The organism is Desulfovibrio fairfieldensis, assembly GCF_001553605.1.
Taxonomy (GTDB): Bacteria; Desulfobacterota; Desulfovibrionia; order Desulfovibrionales; family Desulfovibrionaceae; genus Desulfovibrio; species Desulfovibrio fairfieldensis.
Genome location: NZ_CP014229.1, coordinates 3,642,500 through 3,665,711, shown reverse-complemented (window position 1 = coordinate 3,665,711; position 23,212 = coordinate 3,642,500). Strand labels below are relative to the sequence as shown.

Genomic DNA, 23,212 nt, shown 5'->3' with positions numbered 1-23,212 from the left:
AGCGGGCCTTGTTCCGGCCTCAGCGGCGCGAACGCCGCCTGGCCAGCAGCCGCCAAAGCAACGTCCCGGCCGCCAGGATTCCGACGATCCAGCCTCCCATACCGGGCCGGTATGCGGTGGCCCAGAACAATTTCAGATGTTCCATGAGCCCGAACTTCTCCACATAGCCGACCGCGAAGAGCACGAGGATCAGAGCGGGCAGTATCCAGGTCAGATAGCCGCGCAGCCAGGGCGGAAACTTGACGCCCACCCCCTGGTCCACTTCGGTCAGGAAATTCTCCCAGCCCCAGCCGCGCCGCCGGCAGCAGAACAGCAGAAAAAGCAGACCGCCCAGGGGCAGGACGTTGTTGCTGATCAGAAAATCCTCAAAATCCAGAATGCTGCTGCCCGCGCCCAGGGGCTGCACGAAGCTCAGCAGGTTGAAGCCCAGGGCGCAGGGCAGGGACAGCAGCCACATGGCCCCGGCATGCAGCACCGTGGCCCGGCGGCGGGGCATGCCCCAGACGTCGGCGCTGTAGGAAATGATGTTTTCAAACACCGCGATGACCGTGGACAGGGAGGCGAAAGCCAGAAAGATGAAAAAGAGCGTGCCCCAGAGGCGGCCGCCGCCCATGGAATTGAAGATATTGGGCAGTGTCACGAAAACCAGACCCGGCCCGGCGCCGGGCTCCACGCCGAAGGCGAAGCAAGCCGGAAAAATGATCAGCCCGGCCATGATGCCCACAAAGGTGTCCAGGCCCATGATCCAGAGCGCCTCCCCGGTGAGGGAGCGGTCCTTGGGCTGGTAGCTGCCGAAGATGGTCATGGCCCCGATGCCCACGGAAAGGGCGAAAAATGCCTGGTTCATGGCCGCGTTGCAGACGTTGAGCAGGCCCACCTCGCTGAACTTGCCCCAGTCCGGCACAAGGTAGAAGCGCACGCCCGCGCCCGCGCCGGGCAGCAGCAGCGCGCGGGCCACCAGAAGCACCAGAATCAGCAGCAGGCCCACCATCATCAGCTTGACCACGCGCTCCACGCCCTTCTGCACGCCCAGGGCGCAGACGCCGAAGCCCAGAACCACGCTCAGACTCATGCCGATGATCTGCACATCCACCCGGCCCAGAGCCGCCTTGAAAAAGCCGCCCACGCCCTCGGGCGTGAGCCCGGACAACGCGCCCGAGGCCATGAACCAGCAGTAGGAAAGCATCCAGCCGGTCACCGTGGTGTAGAACATCATCAGCATATAGCTGCCCACCAGGGCCACCCAGCCGAAACGGTGCCAGTACGTGCCCGCGGGTTCCAGCACCCGCAGGGCCAGGCCCATGTTCCGGCGCGAGGCGCGGCCCACGGCGAATTCCATGATCATGATGGGCAGAATGGCGAAGAGAAAGAAAATATAAATGCCCACAAAAATGGCGCCGCCGTAAGCGCCGGTGATATACGGAAAACGCCAGACGTTGCCGAGGCCGATGGCGCAGCCCGCCGACAGCAGAAGAAAGCCCAGACGGCTGCCCAGCATTTCGCGTTTGACCTGTCCCTTTTCCACCATCCTGCCCCCTCTTGCGGAAATTGTCCGAAGGTCCGCACAGGCTACGAGAAATTTTGCCCTCTGCCAAGAAAGAATGCCTTTTCGACCGGCTGTCGCCTCACGGCATGGATGTTCAGAGCGTTAAGGAAACGCTGAGTAGTGAGGATTTTTGTTCTCCGCCAAGAAAGGCGAGCCTTGGGCGAAGGGAGTATATTCAAGCATATTCGACCTTCGCACGGGGCGATCCTGACGCGGGCAGAGGGCAAAAATCCTCACTACTCAGCGTTTCCTAATGCAGGCGCAGGGCAAAATTGATCCCGAAGCACAGCGCAATCAGGCACATGATCAGATTGACGTCCTTGAAGCGGCCCGACAGCAGCTTGATGCCCACCCAGCTCACAAAGCCGAAACCAAAGCCCGTGGCGATGTTGAAGGTCAGGGGCATGCTCACGATGGTCAGAAAGGCGGGCAGGGCCACGGTGAAGTCCGCGAAGCGGATGCGCCCCACTTCCTGCATCATCAGCGCGCCCACGATGATCAGCACGGGCGCGGTGGCGAAAGACGGCACCAGGGCCACCAGGGGCGCGAAAAACAGCGAGAGAAAGAACAGCCCGGCAATGACCACGGCGGTCAGGCCGGTGCGGCCGCCCTCGGCCACGCCCGTGGCGCTTTCCAGATAGCTGGTGGCCGTGGTGGCTCCCAGCAGGGCGCTGGACATGGTCGCCAGGGAGTCGGTGATCAGGGCTTTGTCCAGGTTTTCAATATGCCCGTCCTCGCGCATGAAACCGGCCTTGTGCGCCAGGCCGATGAGCACGCCCATATTGTCGAACAGGTCCACCATGGTCAGGGTGAAAATAATGGAAAACAGGCCGTGGTGCAGCGCGCCCTTGAGATCCATCTGCAAGAGGGTCTCCGTGGGCAGGGGCAGTTTGCCGGAAAAAATCGCCCCGCTGGGCACGGGCGAAACCCCCAGCAGCATGCCCGCCAGGGTGATGGCCAGAATGCCGATGATCATGGCGCCGGGAATGCGCAGGGCCATCAGCGCGCCGATCAGAAAGACCCCGGCCACGGCCAGCAGGGTCTGGGGCTGGCCCAGATTGCCCAGGGTCACGAAAGTGGAGGGGTCCGCCGCCACAATGCCGCAGCTTTTCATGCCGATAAAGGCGATGAACGCGCCGATGCCCACCACAATGGCGTATTTCAGGTCCATGGGCACGGCATTGATGATCATCTGGCGCACGCGGGTCGCCGTGAGCAGCAGAAACACCAGGCCGGAAATGAACACCGCGCCCAGACCCGTCTGCCAGGTATAGCCCGCGGGACCACAGATGTAGTAGGCGAAAAAGGCCGTGATGCCCAGGCCCGGCGCCACGCCCACCGGGAATTTCGCCCACAGGCCCATGAGCAGGGTCGCCAGAATGCTCACCCAGATGGTGGCGGCCACGGCGGAATCCTTGGGCATGCCCGCGTCGGCCAGCATGGACGGCACCACAAAGATGAGATAGCACATGGCCATGAAACTGGTCAGCCCGGCCAGACACTCCTTTCTGACGGAGCTGCCCCTGGCGGCGGGATTAAAATATGTTTCCAGCAGTCGCACCCTGACCCCCCTCCCGGCTTCCGCCGGAACGCCGCCCGCGCACGCGGGACGGCCGCTGTTACACTTGAAGTTCCCGCTTACCGGAAAAACAGACGGTCTCCGCAAGACGGCTTGCCCGGAAAAAACCTTTAGAACAGATTATCTTTGAAAGAGTACGCGTTTCAAAGTTGAAATGCCCTATTTCAAAAACGCGCTGACCCCCGTGAAGATCACCTGGGCCGCAATGGCCGCCAGCAGCAGGCCCGTGAGCTTGGACAGCACGGCAATGCCAGTGCGGCGCAGCACCCGGGCCACGCCGTCGGCCAGGCAGAGCAGCAGAAACATGCCCGCGGCCGCCAGCAGCAGGGAAAACACGCCCACCAGCATTTCATGCAGGTCCTCGGCGGACGCGCCCATGACCATGACCGCGCCGATGGAGGCCGGTCCCATGCCCAGGGGAATGGCCAGGGGCACCACGCTGATGTCGCCCTCGCGCTTGGTGTGGACCTGCGAGCCGTCATCGTTCATCAGGGCCACGGCGGTCAGCATGAGCAGCACGCCCGAACCGATGCGGAAGGCGTCCAGGGTAAAGCCGAACAGCTCGAACAGATTGGAGCCGAACAGATAGAGCACCACGCCGATAATGAAAATCGCCGTGGAGGTTTTAAAGGCCACAGTGACTTTCTGTTTTTTGCCGTATTCCTTGGTGCCGCTGATAAAAGCGCTGAGCACGGCGGGCGGCGTCATCAGCGCATACAGCTTGATGCTCGTCCCGACCACTTCGCTGACAATGCCTTCCATACCCCTCTCCCTTGCCGCTCCGATCCACTATAATGCAGCACTTAAAACTTCTTTTACGTGTTAAGATCGCTACGCCGAAAAACGTGGTTGTCTGTGCTGTCGATGCCCGTAATTCGCTTCGCCCAAACAGGCACGGCACTACTTCAAAAAAGCGGTGATCCCCGTAAAAATAACCTGGGCCGCAATGGCCGACAACAGCAGGGCCGTGAGTTTGGACATCACGGCGATGCCCGTGTCGCCCAGCACTTTCTCCACCTTGTCGGCCATGCACAACAACAGAAACATGCCGAACGAAGCCAGCAGCAGGCAGAAAACTCCGGACAGCACATCATTCAGGCCCTCGGTGGTGGCGCCCACAACCATGACCGCGCCGATGGCCGAAGGCCCCATGCCCAGGGGAATTGCCAGCGGCACCACGCTGATGTCGCCTTCCTGCCTGGTGCGCGGCTGGGTGCAGTCGTCGTTCATCAGCGAGATGGCGGTCAAAAAGAGCAGCAGGCCCACGCCGATGCGAAAGGCGTCCAGGGTGAAGCCGAACAGCGTGAACAGATGCGAACCGAACAAAAAAAGAAACGTGCCGATGATGAAAATCGCCACGGATGTTTTACAGGCCGTCAGGGCCTTCTGCTCTCTGTCGAGGCTTCTGGTGCCGCTGATAAAGGCGCTGAGCACTGCGGGCGGCGTCATCAGCGCGTACAGCTTGATGCTCATGCTGATTATTTTGCCGACAGTAATGTCATCCATACGTTCTCCAGATGCGGCGACGCGTTGCCGCAAAACCCTACGGGTTTTGCGTGTCTAATTTTTCAAATTAGGCACTAGGCAATGTTCAAGGCAGGCGCATCTTCCGCCGGGCCGGGTTTTTCTCCGATCCGGGCGTCCCGTGCCTCGCCCTCGGCGTGGATACCGTATTTTTTCGCTTTCCGCACCACCGAAGACTGGCTGATGCCCAGGCGACGGGCGGCCTTGTAGGTGCTGCCCGCTTCGGCCAGAGCCTCAGCCAGCATGCTTTTTTCCAGAGCCTCCACGGCCCGGGTCAGGGATTGTTCCGTCCGGGACACTTCACGCGGCGCGCTGGCCGATTCCCGCATGTAGGAAGGCAGGTCGGCCGGAGCGATGATTTCCGTCTCGGCCAGTGTGACCAGGGACTGGATCACGGATTGCAGCTCGCGCACGTTGCCCGGCCAGTTGTAGGCCAGGAAGAGCTGCTCCGTGCGCGGGTCCAGGCGCTTGTCCGTGCCGGTGCCTTCACTGATCTTGCGCAGAAAATGCCAAGCCAGCATCAGAATGTCGTCCTTGCGTTCGCGCAGGGGCGGCATGTCCACGTTCAGCACGCGCAAACGGTAGAAGAGGTCTTCGCGGAACTGGCCGTCGGCCACCATTTTGTCCAAAGGCTTGTTGGTGGCCGCGATCACCCTAGTGTCCACGGCGATGGCGCGGGTGCCCCCCACCCGGTAGAAGGGCTGGCCGTCCAGCACATGCAACAGCTTGGCCTGCATGGGCAGGGAGAGTTCGCCGATTTCGTCCAGCAGCAGCGTGCCGCCGCTGGCCAGCTCCAGCATGCCCGGCTTGCCGCCTTTGGAGGCTCCGGTGAACGCGCCTCCCTCGTAGCCGAACAGTTCCGATTCCATGAGCGCAGCGGGCATGGCCCCGCAGTTGACCACCACAAAAGGCTTTTCCGCCCTGTGGCTCATGTCGTGGATGATCTTGGCGGCCAAGGATTTGCCGGTGCCGGTCTCGCCCAGGATCAAGGTCACGGCGTCGGAATGCGCGGCCTTGACGATGTCCTGGCGCACGCGGTGCAGCAGCAGGCTCTGGCCCATGAGGCCGCTGTTGGCTTCGCTCTCCAGGCCCTGGGCGCGGAGCTTGTAGGCCATGGCCTCCACTTCCAGGTTGGAGAGCTTTTTCTGAAGGCTCTCCAGCTCCGTAATGTCGCGGATGACCGCGATCACGCGCCAGACCTTGCCGTTTTCGTCAAACACCGGCGTACTGGTGTTCAGGCAGCGTTTGCCGTTGGCGTAATCGTCAAAGAGGGTCACGGTATGCCGGGCCTTCAGGGCCCGCAGGGTCACACAGGTTTTGAAGCGCCCCTCCTGCAGAGGCTTGGTCACGTGCCGGCCCACCACCTCTTCGGCCTTGATCCCGGCAATGCGCTCCATGGCCCGGTTGACGCGCCGGGTGACGCCGTCGGCGTCAATGACCCAGATGCCGTCGTGAATGAATTCCAGCATGCTGTCCAGTTCGCGCCAGGACAGCCGGGCGGCCTGGTCCAGCTCGCCCATGGGGATTTCATACACGGTGAAACAGCGTACCGGGCCGTGGCTTTTGCTCACGTCCCCCACCAGTAGAACAGATAGCTGGCGCCGCACGGATGGCGGAAGATCATCCGGCCCTGCTCGCCGGGCGTGCCCTCCGAGCCCCCGGCCTCGTGAAAGCCTTCCAGAACGCCCTGGCTCAGCCAGCGGCTCAGGGCCGTGCTGGGCAAAATCTCGCCCCGAATGCCGAGCATGTCCCGCAGAGCGTCGTTGGCGTGGAGCAAAAGCCAGTTGTCCGAGCCGCATACGCCGCCCGGCATGCGCGCCAGACGGTCTTCCAGCGCCGCGCCATAGGCTGAGCTGTCGATCATGGGCATCTCCCGCGGATGGACGAAAAAATGCGGCTCCGCTTCCGGACGGAACCGGACCAACTAGGACCTGTTGACACTATAGAATTTTTGTTCACTCGCAAGGAAGATAAGCCTGCTTTGATGGAGTGTACTCTTTTGGTACTCGACCGAAAAAGCAGATGAAATCTGACGTAGCGAGCGGGCAAAAATTCTATAGTGTCAACAGGCCCTAAGCCAAGTTATTATGGCATGCGCTTGCCCGGATGTCCATGACAGCGGGCAGGGATGCACGAAACCGGATGCCTTTTTTCGCCCTTCGGGCACAGTTTTCACCCATGAAAACGAGGCCTAAGCCTAGCTCGTTGCCGCGCCCTTGTCCTCATCCTCTCCCTCCGGCATACCCTCCTGTGCGGACTGATACTTGCTCAACTTGGCGTGCAGCGTCTTGCGGGTGATGCCCAGGGCCTTGGCCGCCTCGGTCTTGTTGCCGCCGAAGCGTTTCAGGGTTTTCAAAATCACGGCCCGCTCAACGTCTTCCAGGGTGGGGCAATCCGTGGTCAGGGCGTCCGTCAGGGCATCGCCCTGGGACGCGGCGAAGCGCTCCGGCAGCTCCCGCTCGCTGATATGCTCTCCCAGCAGCAGGATGGACGCCCGCTCGATGACGTTTTCCAGTTCCCGCACATTGCCCGGCCAGGCATAGCGCACCAGGCGGTCCATGGCTCCCGGCGTGAACCCCTTGATCTTCTTGTTGTTCTTGTCCGCAAAACGGGCCATGAAATGCTGGGCGAGCAGAGGAATATCGTCCGCGCGTTCGCGCAGGGGCGGCAGGGCCAGGGTGACCACGTTCAACCTGTAGTACAGATCCTGGCGGAACGTTCCGGCAGCCACTTCCTTGGCCAGATCGCGGTTGGTCGCCGCGATGATACGCACATCCACGGGCACGGCCTTGTTGCCGCCGACGCTGAGCACCTCGCGCTCCTGGATCACGCGCAGCAGCTTGACCTGCATGGAGAGCGGCATTTCCCCGATTTCATCCAGAAAAATCGTGCCGCCGTCCGCCTTGAGAAAATGCCCCTCATGCTTTTTGTCCGCGCCGGTAAACGCGCCCTTTTCGTGCCCGAACAGTTCCGAGGCCAGCAAGGACTCGGTCAGGGCCGCGCAGTTCACCGCCACAAACGGCCCCCGCGCCCGGCGGCTGGCGGCATGGACGGCCTTGGCCACCAGTTCCTTGCCCGTGCCGGACTCGCCGGTGATCAGCACCGTGGCGTCCGTGGGCGCGATGGTGCGGACCATCTCCCAGAGCGCGCGCATGGATTCGCTGCGCCCCACCATGCCCGTCTGCGCCTCGGTGGCGGCAAGGCTGCGGGACAGGGTGGCGTTTTCCCGGATCAGCCCCACATGGGCGAAAACATTGCGCAACACGACCTTGAGCTTTTCAAAGTCCAGGGGTTTGGTCAGATAGTCGTACGCGCCGGACTTGATGGCTTCCACCGCCGCCGCGACTTCCGAGAAGGCGGTCATGATCAGCACCGGCACGGCGGGATTGTGGACCTTGATCTCCTTCAGGGCCTCCAGGCCGGATTTTTTGGGCATGCGCACGTCCATGAGCACCAGATCAAAGGGCTGCTCCCGGCACAGCGCCACCGCATGCTCGCCGTCCACGGCCTCCCGGACCGCGTAGCCCCATTCCTCAAGCAGGGTCCGCAATACTTCACGGTGCGTGGCGTCGTCGTCGGCCACCAGAATCGTCAACGTTTTTTTCATGCCTCACCTCCTTCCCGCATAGCCTGGGGCAGCAGAATGGTGAACGTCGAGCCCTTGCCGGGCTGGCTGAACACCTTGATCTCTCCCCCGTGCCGCTCCACGATCTGCTGGGTGAGCACGAGCCCCAGTCCGGTGCCCGAGGCCTTGGTCGTGAAGTACGGGGTGAAAAGCTGGGCCACGGTCTGGGCCGACATGCCGCAGCCCGTGTCGCTGATGCTGATGCTCCAGAAAGCGCCGTCCGCGGCCTGCGCCTGGCCGCTTTCCAGCGCGACCTCGATGCTGCCGCCCGGCTCCGTGGCCTGTACGGCGTTGACCAGCAGGTTGAGCAGGGCCTGAATCAGGCGGTCGGGGTCGAGCCGGACCTCGCCCTGGGGCCCGTCGCCGAGCCGGGGCAGGCGCAAATGCACGGCCACGCCCTTTTCTTCCGCGTCCGAGGAAATCACCCGCACGGCCTGTTCCAGAACGTTTTCAATGCGCACGGACTGCAAACGCAGATCAAGCGGCTTCGCCACGCTCAGCAGATCCGACATGACGCGGTTCAGGCGCTCGGTTTCCTGAATCAGAATATTTCCCGTGGCATAGGCCATTTTGTCGTTTTTCAGCTTTTCGGTCAGATAGGTGGCGTAGCCCTTGATGGAGCTGAGCGGATTGCGGATTTCATGGGCCACGCCCGCGGCCAGGTTGCCCAGCGCGGAGAGCCGTTCGCTCTGCCGGAGCTGTTTCTGAAGCCTGCGGATCTCGCCCAGATCGCGCAAGATAAAGAGATAGCCCAGAAACGCGCCCTCGCTGCCGATGATTTTCGCGGCGCTGAGGCTGACCGGAAGCGGATTGGCCTTGGAGCGGAAAAGGTCCGCGTCGCGCTCCGGAATAACCTTGCCCGCGTCCAGCTCGTCCATCAGGGCCTGCCAGTCCAGCACCGGCGCGTCATGCAGGGAAGGCGGCGTCTTTTCCTGCCCGGAAAGGCCCAGCATGTCCCGCCCGTGCCGGTTGCTCAGGGAAATGATCCCGTGCGGGTCCGTCACCACCAGCCCGGCCGGAAGGCTGTTGATGACCTGCGCGGCCAGGGCCTGCGTATCTTCCAGCATCCTTTTGGAAAACCGGTAATTCTGGATGTAGAACAGCAGCACGATGCCCACCAGGCCCGCCAGGGTGACAAGACCGGCTATGGCGCTGAGATGAAACACGTATTCGTGCAGGTTGGCCGCGAAATGCGAAGCATCCAGGCCCACAAAGATATACTTGTCCTCCAGTTCGCCGGACGGCATCCGGGCGTGGTGGCCGCCCCGCATCATGCGGCCCATGCCCATATGGCCCGGCATGCCCGCGCCGCCGCGCGGGCGGGAAGGGGTAAAAATCTTGTAGGTTTCAAACACGCCCGGATCGTTCGGATCAAAACGGCTTTGGGAGTTGTCGCCCACATGCAGTTTTTGCAGTTCCTCCGGACTGTACAGAATCGTTCCCACCTGATCCGGGCGGCTGTGGATCAAAACCCGCCCGTCCGCGGCCACCAGGGCGATGTACGCGACGCCCGGCTGTTTCGCCACCTCCTCCACCAGGCCCAGCATGGGATTTTGCCGCATATGCCCGAAGGAGCGGGCGCTGCCCTCCAGAGCCCAGATCAGCACATCGGCCCGGCCCTGCATGTTTGCCAGCATTTGCCGCTCTTCCTGTTCCGCCCCCCGCGTGACCATGAAGGCCGCGGCGCAGATGCCCGCCAGGGCGAGCCCCGCGAAGAGCCGCCAGAAAAAACGCCAGTGCCGCCGCTTTTCCAGATGGGAGAGTGGAGAGTAGTGATCCTGCATACGATTCCTTTCGTGTAACCTTTTTACCCGCAACGGGTAAAAAGGTTACGTTCTTCCCCCGCGCGGCGCAATGCTCTTTCAGGTTATTTTTGATTACATTAATTATTTAAAATAGTTATTCATAATGGCACGCGCCTTGCTATATGCAGGACAGCTCGCCTGAAACGCAAAGGCGACACCTTATACATCTAACATCCGTGCATACCGCAATGGTTCCGCACACAACCCCTTCGGGAGGACACAATGAAAAAGGCTAACACTCTGCGCATGACGTCTCTGGCCCTCGCGGCGATGCTGGTTCTGGGCTTTGCCGGTCTCAGCCAGGCCCGCGGCTACAGCAACGGCGGACCGGGCTATGATGCCCCGCTGTCGCAGGAACAGGAGACCAAGGCGCAGCAGATTTTCAGCAATCACTATGAAAAAATGGACGCCGTCCGGCAGTCCCTGATCACCAAACGCGCCGAACTGGATGCCCAGATGAGCAGCGTATCGCCCGACAAGGGCAAGATTGAAAGCCTGTCCCGGGAAATCGGCGAACTTGAAGGCAAGATGCGCTCCGACCGCGCCGACCTCCGGGCCCAGCTCGACAAGGAAGGCCTGCCCATGGGTGGCTACGGCATGGGCCACGGTTACGGGCTGGGGCATCGTTACGGCATGGGCAACGGCTACGGCCCCGGCATGCACCACGGCGGTTACGGTTCGGGCCACGGTTACGGGCACGGCGGCCGCGGCGGCTGCTGGAGATAAGATCCTGTGCGCGGCGTGCCGCGACGTGCCAGAACAGAAAAGGGCGGGGATTCCCCGCCCTTTTCATTTCCGGGCCGCGCCCGCACAACAACAGGACAGGCCCGGAAGACGCACTGTTTCCAAATTACCCGCTGCCGGAAACTGTTGCCGTGAAACGACGCGGGCAAGGAAAAAGGATGCTCTGAAAACAGCTCCCGGCGCGGATCAAGTCTGAAATGTTCCAGAGCAGTTCACCACTGAAACGCTATAGGTTTCAGTGGGTTCATTCCGACAAAAAATGCGATTATCGCTGCTGTCGGTCCCCGTATGGCTCCGTTGTCGCCAACGGGGACAACCCTTCGGCCTGCCTTCGGTCGCTTTGCCGGAATCCACGCCGTGTTCGGCTTCAGAGCATTTCAAGGTTGAAATGCTCTAACGGCTGCCCACGCCGACGCCCACAACCGCCTCTCCTTTGGGACGCACCTCGATATTCTGTCCGGCGCAGGCGGCCAGGGCCAGAAACATCAGGCAAAGTCCCAGGGCGAGCAGGCGGCGGGCAATCGTTTTCTTACGCATACGGCTTCTCTTGGGAGATCCTGGCTCCGGCGGGCACGTCGCTGGTGATCCAGACATTGCCGCCGATGACCGCGCCGGCGCCGATGGTGACCCGACCCAGGATGGTGGCCCCGGCATAGACCGTGACGTTGTCCTCCAGCACCGGATGCCGGGGAATGCCCTTGGTCAGCGTGCCGTCGGGATTTTTGGGAAAGGACAGAGCCCCCAGGGTCACGCCCTGGTACAGGCGGCAGTTGCGCCCCAGAATACAGGTTTCGCCGATAACCACGCCGGTGCCGTGGTCGATGAAGAAATCCTCGCCGATGGTCGCGCCGGGGTGGATGTCAATGCCCGTGCGCGAATGGGCCATCTCGGAAATGATGCGCGGGATCACCGGTACCTTGAGTGTATACAACTCATGGGCGATGCGGTGGTGGAACATGGCGTGCATGGACGGATAGCAGAAAATGGTTTCGCCGGGACTGGTGGCCGCCGGATCGCCCTCATAGGCGGCCTGGGCATCCCCGGCCAGCAGACGGCGGATTTCGGGCAACCGGTCCATGAACTTCAGGGCCGCCGCCGTGCCTTCGCTCTCGCAGGCCTCGCAGGGCGTGGCCGCGTGCCGCCCCTCGCAGGAAAAACAGAAGCCGCGCAGAATCTGCTCGCTCAGCTTGTGGTAAATGGAGTCCAGATTGGCCGCAAGGTGGTAGCGCATGGACTCGCGCCGGATTCTGGTCGAACCGAAATAGCCCGGAAAGACGGCCGCGCGCAGGCGCTCCATGATTTCCTTCAAGGCGTCCAGCGAAGGCATGGCCGCGCCCTGGGCCGGACGGTGCCAGACGGCGTCCAGGGACGAGGAGTGGCAGAGACGCTCCACCACAGAGTCCAGTTCCGGCATGCTCACGGTCGTGTCGTCATGCAGAGTGCTCATGGGCGATATCCTGTTGTTTTTCCTCTTGTACACGCCCTGCCGCCTGCCCGCAACGGCTTTTGCCGGGCGGACGGGACAAACGCTCCGGTCAGGGTCTGAAAACAGTCGGTAAAAAATATCCGGAACCACCCTTAAGCCAGGCGCATTCCGGCCGATATCCCCTGTTGAAGACTATCAGCAGCGCCGCCCCGACGGCGCAAGGAGTGCGCGATGGAAGATGTGCAGATGGGCATGAGCGTGGCCGTCACCAAGGATGCCCTGAACTTTCAGGCCACCATGGCGTCGGCCGTCATCAACGGCAGCCTCGACAAAGGCCAGGAGATGCAGCAGAACATGGCCCGCATCGACGGCCTGGCCGCCGAAGGCATCGGCTCCAAACTGAATGTCGAGGCCTGAACCGGCGCAACCGATCCGGTTCGGCATGATACGGCGCGGCCCGGAGCTTCGGCCTCCCGGGCCGCGTTGCGTTGCACGCCGTGGATACGACGCCGTTCAGTCCGTCGCCCCGGCGCGGCCCAAGGGAAAAAAGCTCTCCACCGCCATGCAGAAGGCAATGCCGATGCCGGGCTCATTCAGACAGGGCGTCCGGCGGATGGCCTCAAGAATGTCCGGAGCCGCCGCCTGCTCCGCCAGAATAAGCAGCAGTTCCTTTTCCGGCACAAGAGTGATGCCGAAAAATTTCACGTCCTCTTCCCGGCCCGTGCCGCGCGCGTTGATGACCGTGCCGCCCGTGGCCCCCGCCGTACGCGCCGCGTTCATCACGTCGTCGGCATAGCCCGCGTTGACGATAACGCAGATCAGTTGATGGCTTGCCTGTGCGTTCATGCTTTCACCTGTTGCCGTATGGAAAGGTTGGGGGGCCGCGCCGGGCGCGGACAGAATATGTCGCAGAATGCCCGACACGTCGATCACGAAGCCTACGCCCGGCGCTTTCCCGGCCATGCCGCTTCCGTCGCGCAGAACGTTGATGATGGCGGGCATTTCCCCGGCCGGGGCCAGGGTGAGCACCAGGTCCTTTTCCGTATCGCCCAGGCAGAGCAGCCGCAGAATACGGCTTTCCGCCGTGCCGCGCCCGAGCAGCACCGTGCCGCCTCGCGCGCCCGCCTTTTTGGCGGCCTCCACCACCCAATCGCCCTGATTCCTGCCCACAATGCTCACCAGGAGCTTGCCGGGCGCGTAGATCGTCGCCAACAGGCTCATGACCGCCCTTCCCCGGCGGCACGGGAAGCCGGTTCGCGCAAGGCGTCCCGGCGCCGGGCGGCCGCCTTTTCCCGGCGATCCACAAGAATGCCCAAAACCTGAATAGTGATCAGAGGCGTCATGGCGATCATGGCGATGACGCCGAACGCGTCGGTAATGGGGTTGCCGCCCAGACTGTGGGAAGCCCCCAGGGTAAAGGCCAGAATGAAGGTGGACGCCATGGGCCCGGAGGCCACGCCGCCCGAGTCGAAGGCAATGGCCGTGAACATGCGCGGGCAGAACAGGGTCAGGCCCAGCGCCAGCACATAGCCGGGGATCAGGAACCACCAGATGCTCATGCCCGTCACCACCCGCAGCATGGCCATGCCCACGGCCGCCGCCACGCCGATGCACAGCGAAACCAGCATGACCGTGCGCTTGATATGCCCTCCGGAGACTTCCTCCACCTGGGCGTTGAGCACCCAGACGGCGGGCTCGGCGCAGACGGCCAGCGCCCCCAGGACCACGCCCGCCAGAATCAGGAAATAACGGAAGTCATGCTGGGCCAGAATTCCCCCGAGTTCACGCCCGGCCGGAATAAAGCCGCCCTTGACTCCCACAAAAAAGCAGACCAGACCCAGAAAGGTATAGACCAGGCCCACAGCCATGCGGATGGTCTGGTAACGCGTGAGGCGCAGCAGAAAAATCCTGAAGATCACGAACAGCCCCACCAGCGGCCCCAGAGCCATGCCTACCTCTCCGGCCACTTCCGGCACCAGGGCCAGAAAATGCCCCAGCAGGGTGGAAGCCTGCGCCTCAATGACTTCAGGCACGTCGCCGGTGCGGCCGTGGTGCAGCATGCCCAGAATCAGCACGGAAAGCACCGGCCCGATGGAGGCCAGGCCGATGAGGCCGAAGCTGTCGTCCTTGCCGCGTCCCCCGCGCACGGCGGCCACGCCCACGCCCAGCGCCATGATGAAGGGCACGGTCATGGGCCCGGTGGTGGCGCCGCCCGCGTCAAAGGCCACGCCGAGAAAGGCGGAGCTGGTCAGGGCCGCGCAGCCGAACAGCAACAGGTAAAAAAGCAGCAGCAACAACCGAAGCGACACCTGCAGGATGATCCGGCCCAGGGCGATGGCCACGAACAGGCCCACGCCCACGGCGATCATGAGCACCAGCAGGGGCCGGGAAAGGCCGGGGTCCACGGCGCTCACCTGCTGGGCCAGCACATGCACGTCCGGCTCGGCCACGGTGATGAAGAAGCCGATCACAAAACCCGCGCCCAGCAGGAGCGGCAGATTGCGGCGGGAAGTCAGGGCCGAACCCGCCTTCTGGCCCACGGGCAGCACGCCGATGTCCGCGCCCAGCAAAAAAACGCTCAAGCCGAGGATCAGCAGCACGCCGCCCACCAGAAATTCCCCCAGAGCGTCGCCCAGAGGGGCCGCCGTGAAGTGCAGCAGGCAGACCACCAGCATCACCGGAATGACGGAAATGGCCGACTCTTTGATTTTTTCCAGCAGAACCACGCGGACTCCCGATCCGTAAAAGCGTAATTATTCCTTATCCTACAATATAATGCACTACTAAACCGGATGCGGATAGTCAAGGCGGCCCGGCGGCGCGGCGCCCAGGAAAAGACAGCCTTGCGGCGGGCGGGTTAGTGGGGGGCCAAAGCAGGGCAGACGCATCTAAAAAGTCTTTATTCCCCGGTAGATCGGAGAACGAACAAAAAGAGGCGAAGCCACCTTTGCTCCGCCGGAACGAAGCGCGGGCGGATGGCTGGTGCCGGGAGAATCCTAAAAAATGCGCTGGCCGTTGCCGCGTCAGCGGCTTGCTTGAGCCGTTCACGGCGAAGCCGTGTTACGGATCAAGACAGCGCCGCTACGGATAGCGACAGCGATTTCCTTGGATATAATTTTGCGTAACCAATTGCTGTCTTCATCCGTAGCTGGCGTTGCTGTCTTTATCCGTACGGCTCACAAGTTCGCCTACGGCTAAAGCTCCTGCGTCGCAACGGCTGAAGCAAGATTTTTGCGCGCTGGCAAGAAAAATGGCGCTTTTTGCGCGGAAACCGACCGGAAGGCGGCCCAAAGGGCCGTGCCCGTTGGCGAGCCGGGCAAGCCTTACGGGCATCGAGAGCAGAGCGTACTCAAGTACATGAGCGGCAAAAAGCGCCAAGTGACGCAGCCAGCACACAACAGGCTGGTTTTGACGGATCATCACGGCAGATAAGGGGCCTGCAAGGGCTGGAATTAGATGCGTCTGCCCTGGGGTCCGAGGGCGGAGACATTGACAAATCCGGCCCTTGGGTTAGGGTCAGGCCTCATTAAAAACGCCCGCGCCCGGCGCTATCCCAAGGCCCGCAAGCTCGCCAACGGCTGGCCTCAGGCGCGCACGGCCCATCCGCAATTTCACGCACACAACTCGAGAGGAGCGCGTCCTGTGAAGATTCTTGTTACGCCCCGTTCCTTCGGCAAAAACAATCCCGAACTTTTCGACATCCTGCGCGACGCCGGACTGGAAGTCATCCGCAACGACACGGGCGGCATCCTCTCCGAGGAAGCCGTCAAGGAAAAGCTGGCCCCGTGCGAGGGCGTCATCCTGGGCGTGGACCCCATGAACGCCTCGGTGCTGGCCGCCGCGCCCAAACTGCGGGCCATCGCCAAGTACGGCGTGGGCCTGGACAATATTGATCTGGAGGCCTGCAAGGCACGGGGCATCGCCGTCTCGCGCACTGTGGGGGCCAACAGCAACGCCGTGGCCGACTACGCCCTGACCCTGATGCTCACCGTGGCCCGCAAGGCGGCTCTCATCGACCGGCGCTGCCGGGAAAAGGACTGGAGCAAGATCACCGGCATCGATCTCTACGGCAAGACTCTGGGCATTGTGGGCCTGGGGGCCATCGGCAAATGCGTGGCCCGCCGGGCGCGCGGTTTCGACATGAAAATCCTGGCCCACGATATCGCCTGGGACGAGGCCTACGCCCAAGAGGCGGGCATTGAGCGCGCCGATGTGGACCGCATCTGCCGGGAGGCCGATTTCATCACCCTGCACACGCTGCTTACGGACGAAACCCGTAATCTGATCAATGCCCAACGCCTCGCCGCCATGAAAAAAACAGCCGTGCTGATCAATACGGCGCGCGGCGGGCTCATCGACGAGGACGCCCTGCTGGCCGCCCTGCGGGAAGGCCGGATCCACGGCGCGGGCCTGGATGTCTTTGAGCAGGAACCTCCGGCAAATCCGGCCTGGTACGCGCTGGACAATCTGGTCATGGGCTCGCATTGTTCCTCGTCCACGGCTGGGGCCACCGAACAGATGGGCCAGATGGCCGTGGCGAACCTGCTGCGCGACCTGGGCCTGCGCTGAGCGCGTTTTCCCGTCCATGCGAAAAGGGCCGGTTTTCCCGACAGGATGCGGGGGAACCGGCCTTCACTGTTTTCAGAGCGTTTGGCTGTTGAAAATATCCAAATGTTCCGCGCGGACGTTCCGCAGCCATCGCCATAAGCAACCCCGCCCTACCGCGCGCCGTCCTCCTGGTCCCGCCTGAGGTGGCGGTACAGCGTGGCCAGGCTGATGCCCATCTGGCGGGCCACGGCTTTTTTGCCTTCCGTACTGCGGCCGTAACGGCGCAGCAGCGTTTCCAGATGCGTCGCGTCAAAAGCAGGCTTCCGGCGGCGCACGACCCGCGCGCCGGAACATTCCGGGGCACCGACCAGGGCGAAGCGCGGCTCCAGCAGTTTTTTGGTGAGCCGGCCGTCTTCGCTGAAGCAGATGCCGTACTCCACAAAGTTCTTCAGTTCGCGCACATTGCCGGGCCATGCGTAGGCCTCGAATTTCTTGAGCAGGCCGGAGGAGATTTCGTAACGGATCCCCCTCGCGGCACTGTAAGACTCGAGAAAGAACTCCACCAGAAGGCGTATGTCCCCCTGCCGTTCGCGCAAGGGCGGGACAATCAGCGGAATGACGTCCAGCCGGTAAAAAAGATCCTCGCGGAAGCGCCCGGATTTGACCGCGTCGCGCAGGTTCCGATTGCTGGCGGCGACTATCCGCACATCCAGCTGGCAGACCTGGCTGCCTCCCACGCGGCGGATTTTATAATTCTGCAAGGTCCGCAGCATCTTGGCCTGCAGGCTGGGCGGCATTTCGCCCGCCTCGTCCAGAAACAGGGTGCCGCCGTTGGCCTTTTCCAGCAGACCCGTCTGACCGGCGCTGTGAGCTCCGGAAAAAGCCCCGCCCTCGTAGCCGAAAAGAATGCTTTCCGTCAGCGACTCGGGAATGGCCCCGCAGTTGATGGCCACAAACGCCTTTTGCTGACGCGGGCTTTGCATATGAATGGCTCGCGCCACCAGCTCCTTGCCCGTGCCGGACTCGCCCTGCACAAGGACGACGGCGTCCATGGCGGCGACTTTGCCGATCTGTTCGCGCAGTCGGCAAATGGCCGGGCTTTGCCCCACCAGTTGCATATTTCCGTTGACGAAAGACATGCCTGCCTTCTCCCGCTCGATTTTTATCATTCTCAATTTATATTGAGAAATTTTTTATTTTTTTAAATACTTTTATCTTAAAAAATCAATAGCTTTTTCAGAAATAAACTTTATTTAAGAAAAATGAGAATAAAATTTTAAAAAATGTGAAAAAAATCGCTTCATTGTCCACAGTCGTTCTGCGGCATCACGGATAAAAAGACTTAAAAAATAGCACGTTATCCCTAGAGAACATTTTTGGCACAATATTTGATTATACACTGGACAGCATATGCTGCGGCTATGGTGTCTTTTCTTTATAGTAAAATACATAAAGCATGCTTGACTACTAGTCCTTATGCAAGGAGAAGTCTGTATGGAGTGGAATAAAGAAGTTACAGAGCGTGTTCGCGGCGCAATGCGCGACCGCGCCCGTGTAATGGCCTGCCTCTGCGGCGAACTGGAAAAGATTCTGCCCTCCGACAAGGCCGAAGCCGCGGCGAGGAAGGCCATCACCAGCTACGGCTGTATCCGTGCGGAACGCGATGGGCACAAAATAACGCCCGACGAATGGGTGGACATCCACTACCGCGACATGGGCGGCGTCTTTGAAACGGAAATCACCAAGAATGACGAGTACAGCGAAATGCGCATGCATTACTGTCCCCTGCTGGAAGAGTGGAAAGCCATGGGACTTTCCCCTGAAAAGCAGGACCTGTATTGCGATATCGCCATGGAGCTGGACCGCAACCGCGCCGCCGAGCACGACATACCGTGCGATATCGTCGAGCGGCTCGGCAAGGGCGACAGCTTTTGCCGCGTCCGCTTGTGGAAAAAAGCCCGGCCCTAATCTGTCATGAGCCGGGGCCTCCGCCGGGAGGCCCCGGCAGAAAAAGAGCCTGAGACTTCCGGGGGAAGGAGACCATGAGAATCCATAAGGACGTCATTTCCGGGATCGTCATCCTGCTTTTCTGCGCCGTGGGCGCCCTGAGCACCAGCCAGCTGCCGCCCCCGTCCGCCGAGGAATGGGCAGGCCCCTCCACCCTGCCCTATATCACGCTCGGCGCGACGGCGTTATGCGGCGTTCTTCTCGTCATAACGGGGATTGCGCGACGCAATGCGGACAGGGCCTCACGGTCGTTCAATCTCGACCCCAAAGTTCTCGCATTCTATGTGTTCTGGGTCTGCTACATGGCCGCCATGGTCTGGCTCGGCGACCTGATCAGCGGCATGAACCGGCTCGGCATGCCCCACAACGGCGGGTTCATCGTTGCCACCCTGCTTTTCCTGCTTGTGGCCCTGCCCGTGCTCGGCAGGCGCAAGCCCCTGGAAATCATCTGCGTCGCCGTGGGAACCACCGGGATTCTCGTGCTGGCCTTCGGCGGCTTTTTTCAAATTCTCTTGCCCTAACAGGAGACCGGCATAATGGATATCTTTGCGGGACTGCAACAGGCCCTGACGCCGGCGGCGCTTCTCGCCAACTGCTCGGGCGTGGCTCTGGGCATTATTTTCGGATCATTACCGGGCCTGACGGCGGCCATGGGCGTCGCGCTGCTCATACCGCTTTCTTTCGGCATGCCCACGGTGGAGGCTTTCTCCCTGCTGCTGGGCATGTATTGCGGCGCCATTTACGGGGGCTGCATCTCGGCCATTCTGGTGGGCACCCCCGGCACCGTGGCCGCCGCCGCGACCATACTGGAAGGCCCCAAACTCACGGCAAAAGGGCAGTCGCTCAAGGCCTTGGACATGGCGACCTGGGCCTCCTTTCTGGGGGGCACCTTCAGCGGCGTCGCCCTGGTGACCTGCGCCCCGCTGCTGGCCATGGCGGCCATGCGCTTCGGCGCGCCCGAATACTTTGCCCTGGCCGTGTTCGCCCTTACGGTGGTCGCGACATTTTCTTCCGGCAACATTGTCAAAGGCCTAGCGGCCGCCTTTTTCGGACTTTTTCTTTCCTCCATCGGCATTGACCAGGTTTCAGGGGATTTCCGCAACACCTTCAATATGCCGGACCTGTTCAGCGGTATTCCCCTGGTACCGGCGCTGGTGGGCCTGTTTGCCGTGTCGCAGGTCATGCTTTCCCTGGAAGACGTCTTTCGCGGCCAGTTCGGCATAGTGAAATACGGCCGTCTTTCCAACAAGGGCTTGGCGCTCAAGGAGCTGCTGGTCCAGAAATTCAATCTGCTGCGCTCCTCGGTCATCGGCACGATCATCGGCATCATTCCGGCGACGGGAGCCAGCGCGGCCTGTTTCATCGCCTACAGCGAAGCCAAGCGGCACTCGGCCACGCCGGAAGCCTTCGGCACGGGAACCCTTGAGGGCATTGCCGCCACGGAAAGCTCCAACAACGCCGTCACGGGCGGGGCGCTCATTCCCATGATGGTTCTGGGAGTGCCGGGGGATGTGCTGACGGCCATTTTGCTGGGCGCGCTCATGATTCAGGGCCTGGCCCCCGGTCCGCTGCTGTTCAGCGAGCACAGCACTGTGGTCAGCGGCATTTTCGGGAGTTTCTTCGTGGCCCAGGCAGCCATGCTGGTCATCGGCCTGCTGGCCGTGCGCGTGGCGGGCAAGATCGTCCATGTGCCCACCCCCATTCTCATGCCCATTGTCCTGGTGCTCTGCGCCATCGGCAGTTACGCCACCAACAATTCCACCTTTGACCTGTGGATTATGGCCGGATTCGGCCTGCTCGGCTATCTGATGCTCAAGGGGGGCTTTCCGCAGCCGCCCTTGCTGCTGGCGCTGATTCTGGGGCCCATTGCCGAATCCAATTTCCGGCGCACGCTCTCCATCTCCCGCAACGACCTGAGTATTTTTGTAACCAGCCCCATTGCCTGCACCATCCTGGCCGTCAGCCTTCTGATCATCCTCAAGGCGGCCTGGGACGAACTGCGCCGCAAACCCGCCACACCGGCGGGATAGCCTGCAACCGTAAGGAGAACAAGCATGTTTGAGACAGTCAAAAGACGTTTGGCGACAGCCGCCGCTTGCCTGCTGGCCCTGTGCTGTATGGCCGCGCCCGCAACGGCGGAAACCTTTCCCGACCGCCCCATTACGCTGATCATGCCTTTCGGCGCGGGCAACGCCCCCGACACGCTGGCCCGCATCCTCGGCGAATACCTGCAAAACAAGCACGGCATCACCCTGCTGGTCACCAGCAAGGCCGGAGGCAGCGGCATTCCCGCCATGGTGGAGCTGTCGCGCGCCCGGCCCGACGGCTACACCATCAGCCTGACCTCGGCCAACGTGCTGACCGTGGTGCCGCAGGTCAAGCCGTGCGGCTTCACCTACGAGAGCTTCACCCCCATCGCGCAGATTTCCGAGTTCACCATGGGCTGGGGCGTGCTGCCCGCATCGGGTATCGCCTCGCTTGCCGACCTTATGGAAAAAGCCAAGGCCGCCCCTGACAAGTACAGCCTCGGCAGCCCCGGCGCGCTCACAGCGCAGCGATTTTTCCACATGCAGCTTATGAAGCATTTCCCCGACTCCAACGTGCCCTACGTCGCCTACAACGGCGGCGGCGAACTGGTGACCGCCCTGCTGGGCGGGCACATCAGCGTGGCCTACACCCCGGTGGCCAACTTCCTGCCGCACAAGGACGCCATCCGGGTCATTGCGGTTTCCAGCGCCAAGCGCGACGCCTACTACCCGGACGCGCCCACCTTTGTGGAACAGGTGGACAAAAATCTGGTTTTCGACTCGGTGTACGGCATCGTGGGGCCCAGGCGCATTCCCGCCGACCGCGTGGAGCGCCTCCAGGAATTGTTCAAGGAAGCCCTGGCCGATCCCGGCGTGCAGGCCAAGCTGCAACAGGTCTATATCCGCCCCAGCTATTTGCCGGGCGCTGAATTCGGCAAGGTGCTCAAGCAGTACAGCGACTTCTTCGCCGCTCCGATCCGCCAGTACAAGGAAGAAAAAGGCGCTCAATAACCGCGCGGATGACCTGCTCCGGCATCTCCGTTACAGGCGACCGCTCTGAAAGGAAAAAACATGTATCGCGACCATCTCGTTTCTTTGCTCAAGCGTAACGTCAAACCGGCCCTGGGCTGCACGGAACCGGCGGCCATCGCCCTGGCCGTGTCGCGCGCCCAGGAGGAAAGCCGCGGGGACATCAGGGACGTCCGGGTGCGCCTGAGCGGCAACATCTTCAAAAACGCGCGCGGCGTGGGCATACCGGGAACCAGTGAATACGGCATAGAATTCGCCGTGGCGCTGGCCCTTGCCTGCGGCGACTGGCACAAGGGCCTGGAAGTCTTCGCCGATGTGGACGAGGACGCCGTAAGCCGGGCCCACGCGCTTCTGGATGCCGTTCCCATCCAGGTGGGCCTTTGCGACGCGGAGGAAAACTTCTTCATCGAAGCCGTGGTCAGCGGCGCGCAGGGCACGGGCCGGGCCGTCATCATCGGGGGCCACACCAATATGGTTCTGGTGGAACGGGACGGGAAAACCGTGGAGGAAGCGGCCCCGGCCGTTGCGGAGGACGGGAAGAAAAGCGCCGTCACGCCCATCCTCAAGGACATGACCATTCAGGAACTGCGGCAGGAGGTCGAGGCCCTGCCGCTGGAAGAGATCGCCTTCCTCATCGCCGGGGTGCCCATGAACTACCGCATGGCCCAGGCCGGTCTGGAACAGATGCCCGGCCTGGGCCTGGGAGCGGCTCTGCGCCGCCTGATGGACGAGGGCGTCATAGAGGAAAATATGGTCAACAAGGTCCGCATGTACGCGGCAGCGGCGGCGGACGCGCGCATGGCCGGGCTCAAAATGCCGGTCATGTCCAGCGCGGGCAGCGGCAATCACGGCATTACGGCCATTTTGCCGCCCTATATCGTCTGCCGCGAAAAGGATCTGGACGAGGAAAAGCTGATCCGCGCGTTGGCCCTGAGCCACCTGGTGACCATCGCCATCAAGGAGTTCTCGGGCCCGCTGTCCCCGGTATGCGGCTGCGCCATTGCGGCCGGCGTCGGCGCGGCGGTTTCCGTGGCCTGGCTTCTGGGCTGCGACGACAGCCAACTGGCCGGGGTCATCAATTCCATGAGCGGCACCCTGGCCGGCATGCTCTGCGACGGAGCCAAGGGCGGCTGCGCTTTCAAGCTGGCCACGGCGGCTTCCGAAGCCGTGCTCTGCGCCCTTCTGGCCAGCCAGAACATCCATATCGGCCACGGGCAGGGCATTGTCTCAATCCGCCCGGAAACGACCATCCAGAATCTCGGCACCATCAGCACGCAGGGCATGTGCTCGGTCGATAAAACGGTCATCAACGTCATGCTGGCCGACGCTCCGAGGGCCGCCGCCCTGTAGGC

Annotated in this window: 21 protein-coding genes; 8 read left to right on the top strand and 13 right to left on the bottom strand. The window is 62.1% G+C overall.

Annotated elements, in window-relative coordinates; all coding sequences use genetic code 11:
* Positions 1 to 19: 19 nt before the first annotated feature.
* The 8 genes from AXF13_RS15510 to AXF13_RS15480 form a co-directional block, all read right to left on the bottom strand.
* On the bottom strand, positions 20 to 1,528 hold the full coding sequence (locus AXF13_RS15510) for a sodium-dependent transporter (protein WP_062254590.1): 1,509 nt from the start codon (positions 1,526 to 1,528) through the stop codon (positions 20 to 22).
* Between the two features lie 268 nt (positions 1,529 to 1,796).
* Positions 1,797 to 3,107, bottom strand: coding sequence for an NCS2 family permease (locus tag AXF13_RS15505; protein ID WP_062254588.1), 1,311 nt, complete (start codon positions 3,105 to 3,107; stop codon positions 1,797 to 1,799).
* Positions 3,108 to 3,284: 177 nt separating this feature from the next.
* Positions 3,285 to 3,887: a MarC family protein gene (locus AXF13_RS15500; protein ID WP_062254585.1), complete on the bottom strand. Its 603-nt coding sequence runs from the start codon at positions 3,885 to 3,887 to the stop codon at positions 3,285 to 3,287.
* A gap of 138 nt (positions 3,888 to 4,025) precedes the next feature.
* Positions 4,026 to 4,631: a MarC family protein gene (locus tag AXF13_RS15495; RefSeq protein WP_062254583.1), complete on the bottom strand. Its 606-nt coding sequence runs from the start codon at positions 4,629 to 4,631 to the stop codon at positions 4,026 to 4,028.
* 74 nt (positions 4,632 to 4,705) lie between these two features.
* Positions 4,706 to 6,220 (bottom strand): sigma-54 interaction domain-containing protein, encoded by a 1,515-nt coding sequence (locus AXF13_RS15490; RefSeq protein WP_223299943.1) that lies wholly within the window; start codon positions 6,218 to 6,220, stop codon positions 4,706 to 4,708.
* Positions 6,217 to 6,513, bottom strand: coding sequence for a hypothetical protein (locus AXF13_RS17315; RefSeq protein WP_223299942.1), 297 nt, complete (start codon positions 6,511 to 6,513; stop codon positions 6,217 to 6,219). Before AXF13_RS17315 ends, AXF13_RS15490 begins: the two co-directional genes overlap by 4 nt.
* Positions 6,514 to 6,846: 333 nt before the next feature.
* Positions 6,847 to 8,256 carry a sigma-54-dependent transcriptional regulator gene (locus AXF13_RS15485; protein WP_062254581.1) on the bottom strand — a complete coding sequence of 470 codons (1,410 nt, stop codon included), beginning with the start codon at positions 8,254 to 8,256 and terminating at the stop codon, positions 6,847 to 6,849.
* Positions 8,253 to 10,058 carry an ATP-binding protein gene (locus AXF13_RS15480; protein ID WP_062254579.1) on the bottom strand — a complete coding sequence of 602 codons (1,806 nt, stop codon included), beginning with the start codon at positions 10,056 to 10,058 and terminating at the stop codon, positions 8,253 to 8,255. The genes AXF13_RS15485 and AXF13_RS15480 overlap by 4 nt, the downstream gene beginning before the upstream one ends.
* Positions 10,059 to 10,301: 243 nt before the next feature.
* Here AXF13_RS15480 and AXF13_RS15475 point away from each other — a divergent pair, with 243 nt between their 5' ends.
* Entirely contained in the window at positions 10,302 to 10,805 is a 504-nt protein-coding gene (locus AXF13_RS15475; protein WP_062254576.1) for a periplasmic heavy metal sensor, read from the top strand.
* A gap of 411 nt (positions 10,806 to 11,216) precedes the next feature.
* Here AXF13_RS15475 and AXF13_RS17190 read toward each other — a convergent pair whose 3' ends face one another.
* Positions 11,217 to 11,360, bottom strand: coding sequence for a hypothetical protein (locus tag AXF13_RS17190; RefSeq protein WP_009303083.1), 144 nt, complete (start codon positions 11,358 to 11,360; stop codon positions 11,217 to 11,219).
* Entirely contained in the window at positions 11,353 to 12,270 is a 918-nt protein-coding gene (gene epsC, locus AXF13_RS15470) for a serine O-acetyltransferase EpsC (RefSeq protein WP_062254574.1), read from the bottom strand. The genes AXF13_RS17190 and epsC overlap by 8 nt, the downstream gene beginning before the upstream one ends.
* A gap of 210 nt (positions 12,271 to 12,480) precedes the next feature.
* On the opposite strand from epsC, the gene AXF13_RS15465 reads away from it, so the two are divergent.
* A complete protein-coding gene (locus AXF13_RS15465) occupies positions 12,481 to 12,666 on the top strand; it encodes a hypothetical protein (RefSeq protein ID WP_008682368.1) in 186 nt (61 codons plus the stop codon).
* Between the two features lie 96 nt (positions 12,667 to 12,762).
* Here AXF13_RS15465 and AXF13_RS15460 read toward each other — a convergent pair whose 3' ends face one another.
* Together AXF13_RS15460 and AXF13_RS15455 are read right to left on the bottom strand one after the other, a co-directional pair.
* A complete protein-coding gene (locus AXF13_RS15460) occupies positions 12,763 to 13,470 on the bottom strand; it encodes a P-II family nitrogen regulator (RefSeq protein WP_009303084.1) in 708 nt (235 codons plus the stop codon).
* Positions 13,467 to 14,975: a DUF1538 domain-containing protein gene (locus AXF13_RS15455; protein WP_062254572.1), complete on the bottom strand. Its 1,509-nt coding sequence runs from the start codon at positions 14,973 to 14,975 to the stop codon at positions 13,467 to 13,469. The genes AXF13_RS15460 and AXF13_RS15455 overlap by 4 nt, the downstream gene beginning before the upstream one ends.
* Positions 14,976 to 15,891: 916 nt before the next feature.
* On the opposite strand from AXF13_RS15455, the gene AXF13_RS15450 reads away from it, so the two are divergent.
* A complete protein-coding gene (locus AXF13_RS15450; protein WP_062254571.1) occupies positions 15,892 to 16,818 on the top strand; it encodes a phosphoglycerate dehydrogenase in 927 nt (308 codons plus the stop codon).
* Between the two features lie 149 nt (positions 16,819 to 16,967).
* Here the strand turns inward: AXF13_RS15450 and AXF13_RS15445 are convergent, their stop codons facing one another.
* Entirely contained in the window at positions 16,968 to 17,936 is a 969-nt protein-coding gene (locus tag AXF13_RS15445) for a sigma-54 interaction domain-containing protein (protein ID WP_062254569.1), read from the bottom strand.
* Between the two features lie 355 nt (positions 17,937 to 18,291).
* On the opposite strand from AXF13_RS15445, the gene AXF13_RS15440 reads away from it, so the two are divergent.
* The 5 genes from AXF13_RS15440 to AXF13_RS15420 all read left to right on the top strand — a co-directional run bounded on the left by AXF13_RS15440 (position 18,292) and on the right by AXF13_RS15420 (position 23,210).
* The gene (locus AXF13_RS15440; RefSeq protein WP_009303086.1) at positions 18,292 to 18,765 is read left to right on the top strand and encodes an L-2-amino-thiazoline-4-carboxylic acid hydrolase; all 474 of its coding nucleotides are present in this window, start codon (positions 18,292 to 18,294) and stop codon (positions 18,763 to 18,765) included.
* 74 nt (positions 18,766 to 18,839) lie between these two features.
* Positions 18,840 to 19,325: a tripartite tricarboxylate transporter TctB family protein gene (locus tag AXF13_RS15435; RefSeq protein ID WP_062254567.1), complete on the top strand. Its 486-nt coding sequence runs from the start codon at positions 18,840 to 18,842 to the stop codon at positions 19,323 to 19,325.
* A 15-nt stretch (positions 19,326 to 19,340) separates the two neighbouring features.
* A complete protein-coding gene (locus AXF13_RS15430; protein WP_008682378.1) occupies positions 19,341 to 20,834 on the top strand; it encodes a tripartite tricarboxylate transporter permease in 1,494 nt (497 codons plus the stop codon).
* A gap of 24 nt (positions 20,835 to 20,858) precedes the next feature.
* Positions 20,859 to 21,842: a tripartite tricarboxylate transporter substrate binding protein gene (locus tag AXF13_RS15425; RefSeq protein ID WP_062254566.1), complete on the top strand. Its 984-nt coding sequence runs from the start codon at positions 20,859 to 20,861 to the stop codon at positions 21,840 to 21,842.
* 60 nt (positions 21,843 to 21,902) lie between these two features.
* A complete protein-coding gene (locus AXF13_RS15420; RefSeq protein ID WP_062254564.1) occupies positions 21,903 to 23,210 on the top strand; it encodes an L-cysteine desulfidase family protein in 1,308 nt (435 codons plus the stop codon).
* The last annotated feature ends 2 nt before the right edge of the window (positions 23,211 to 23,212 follow it).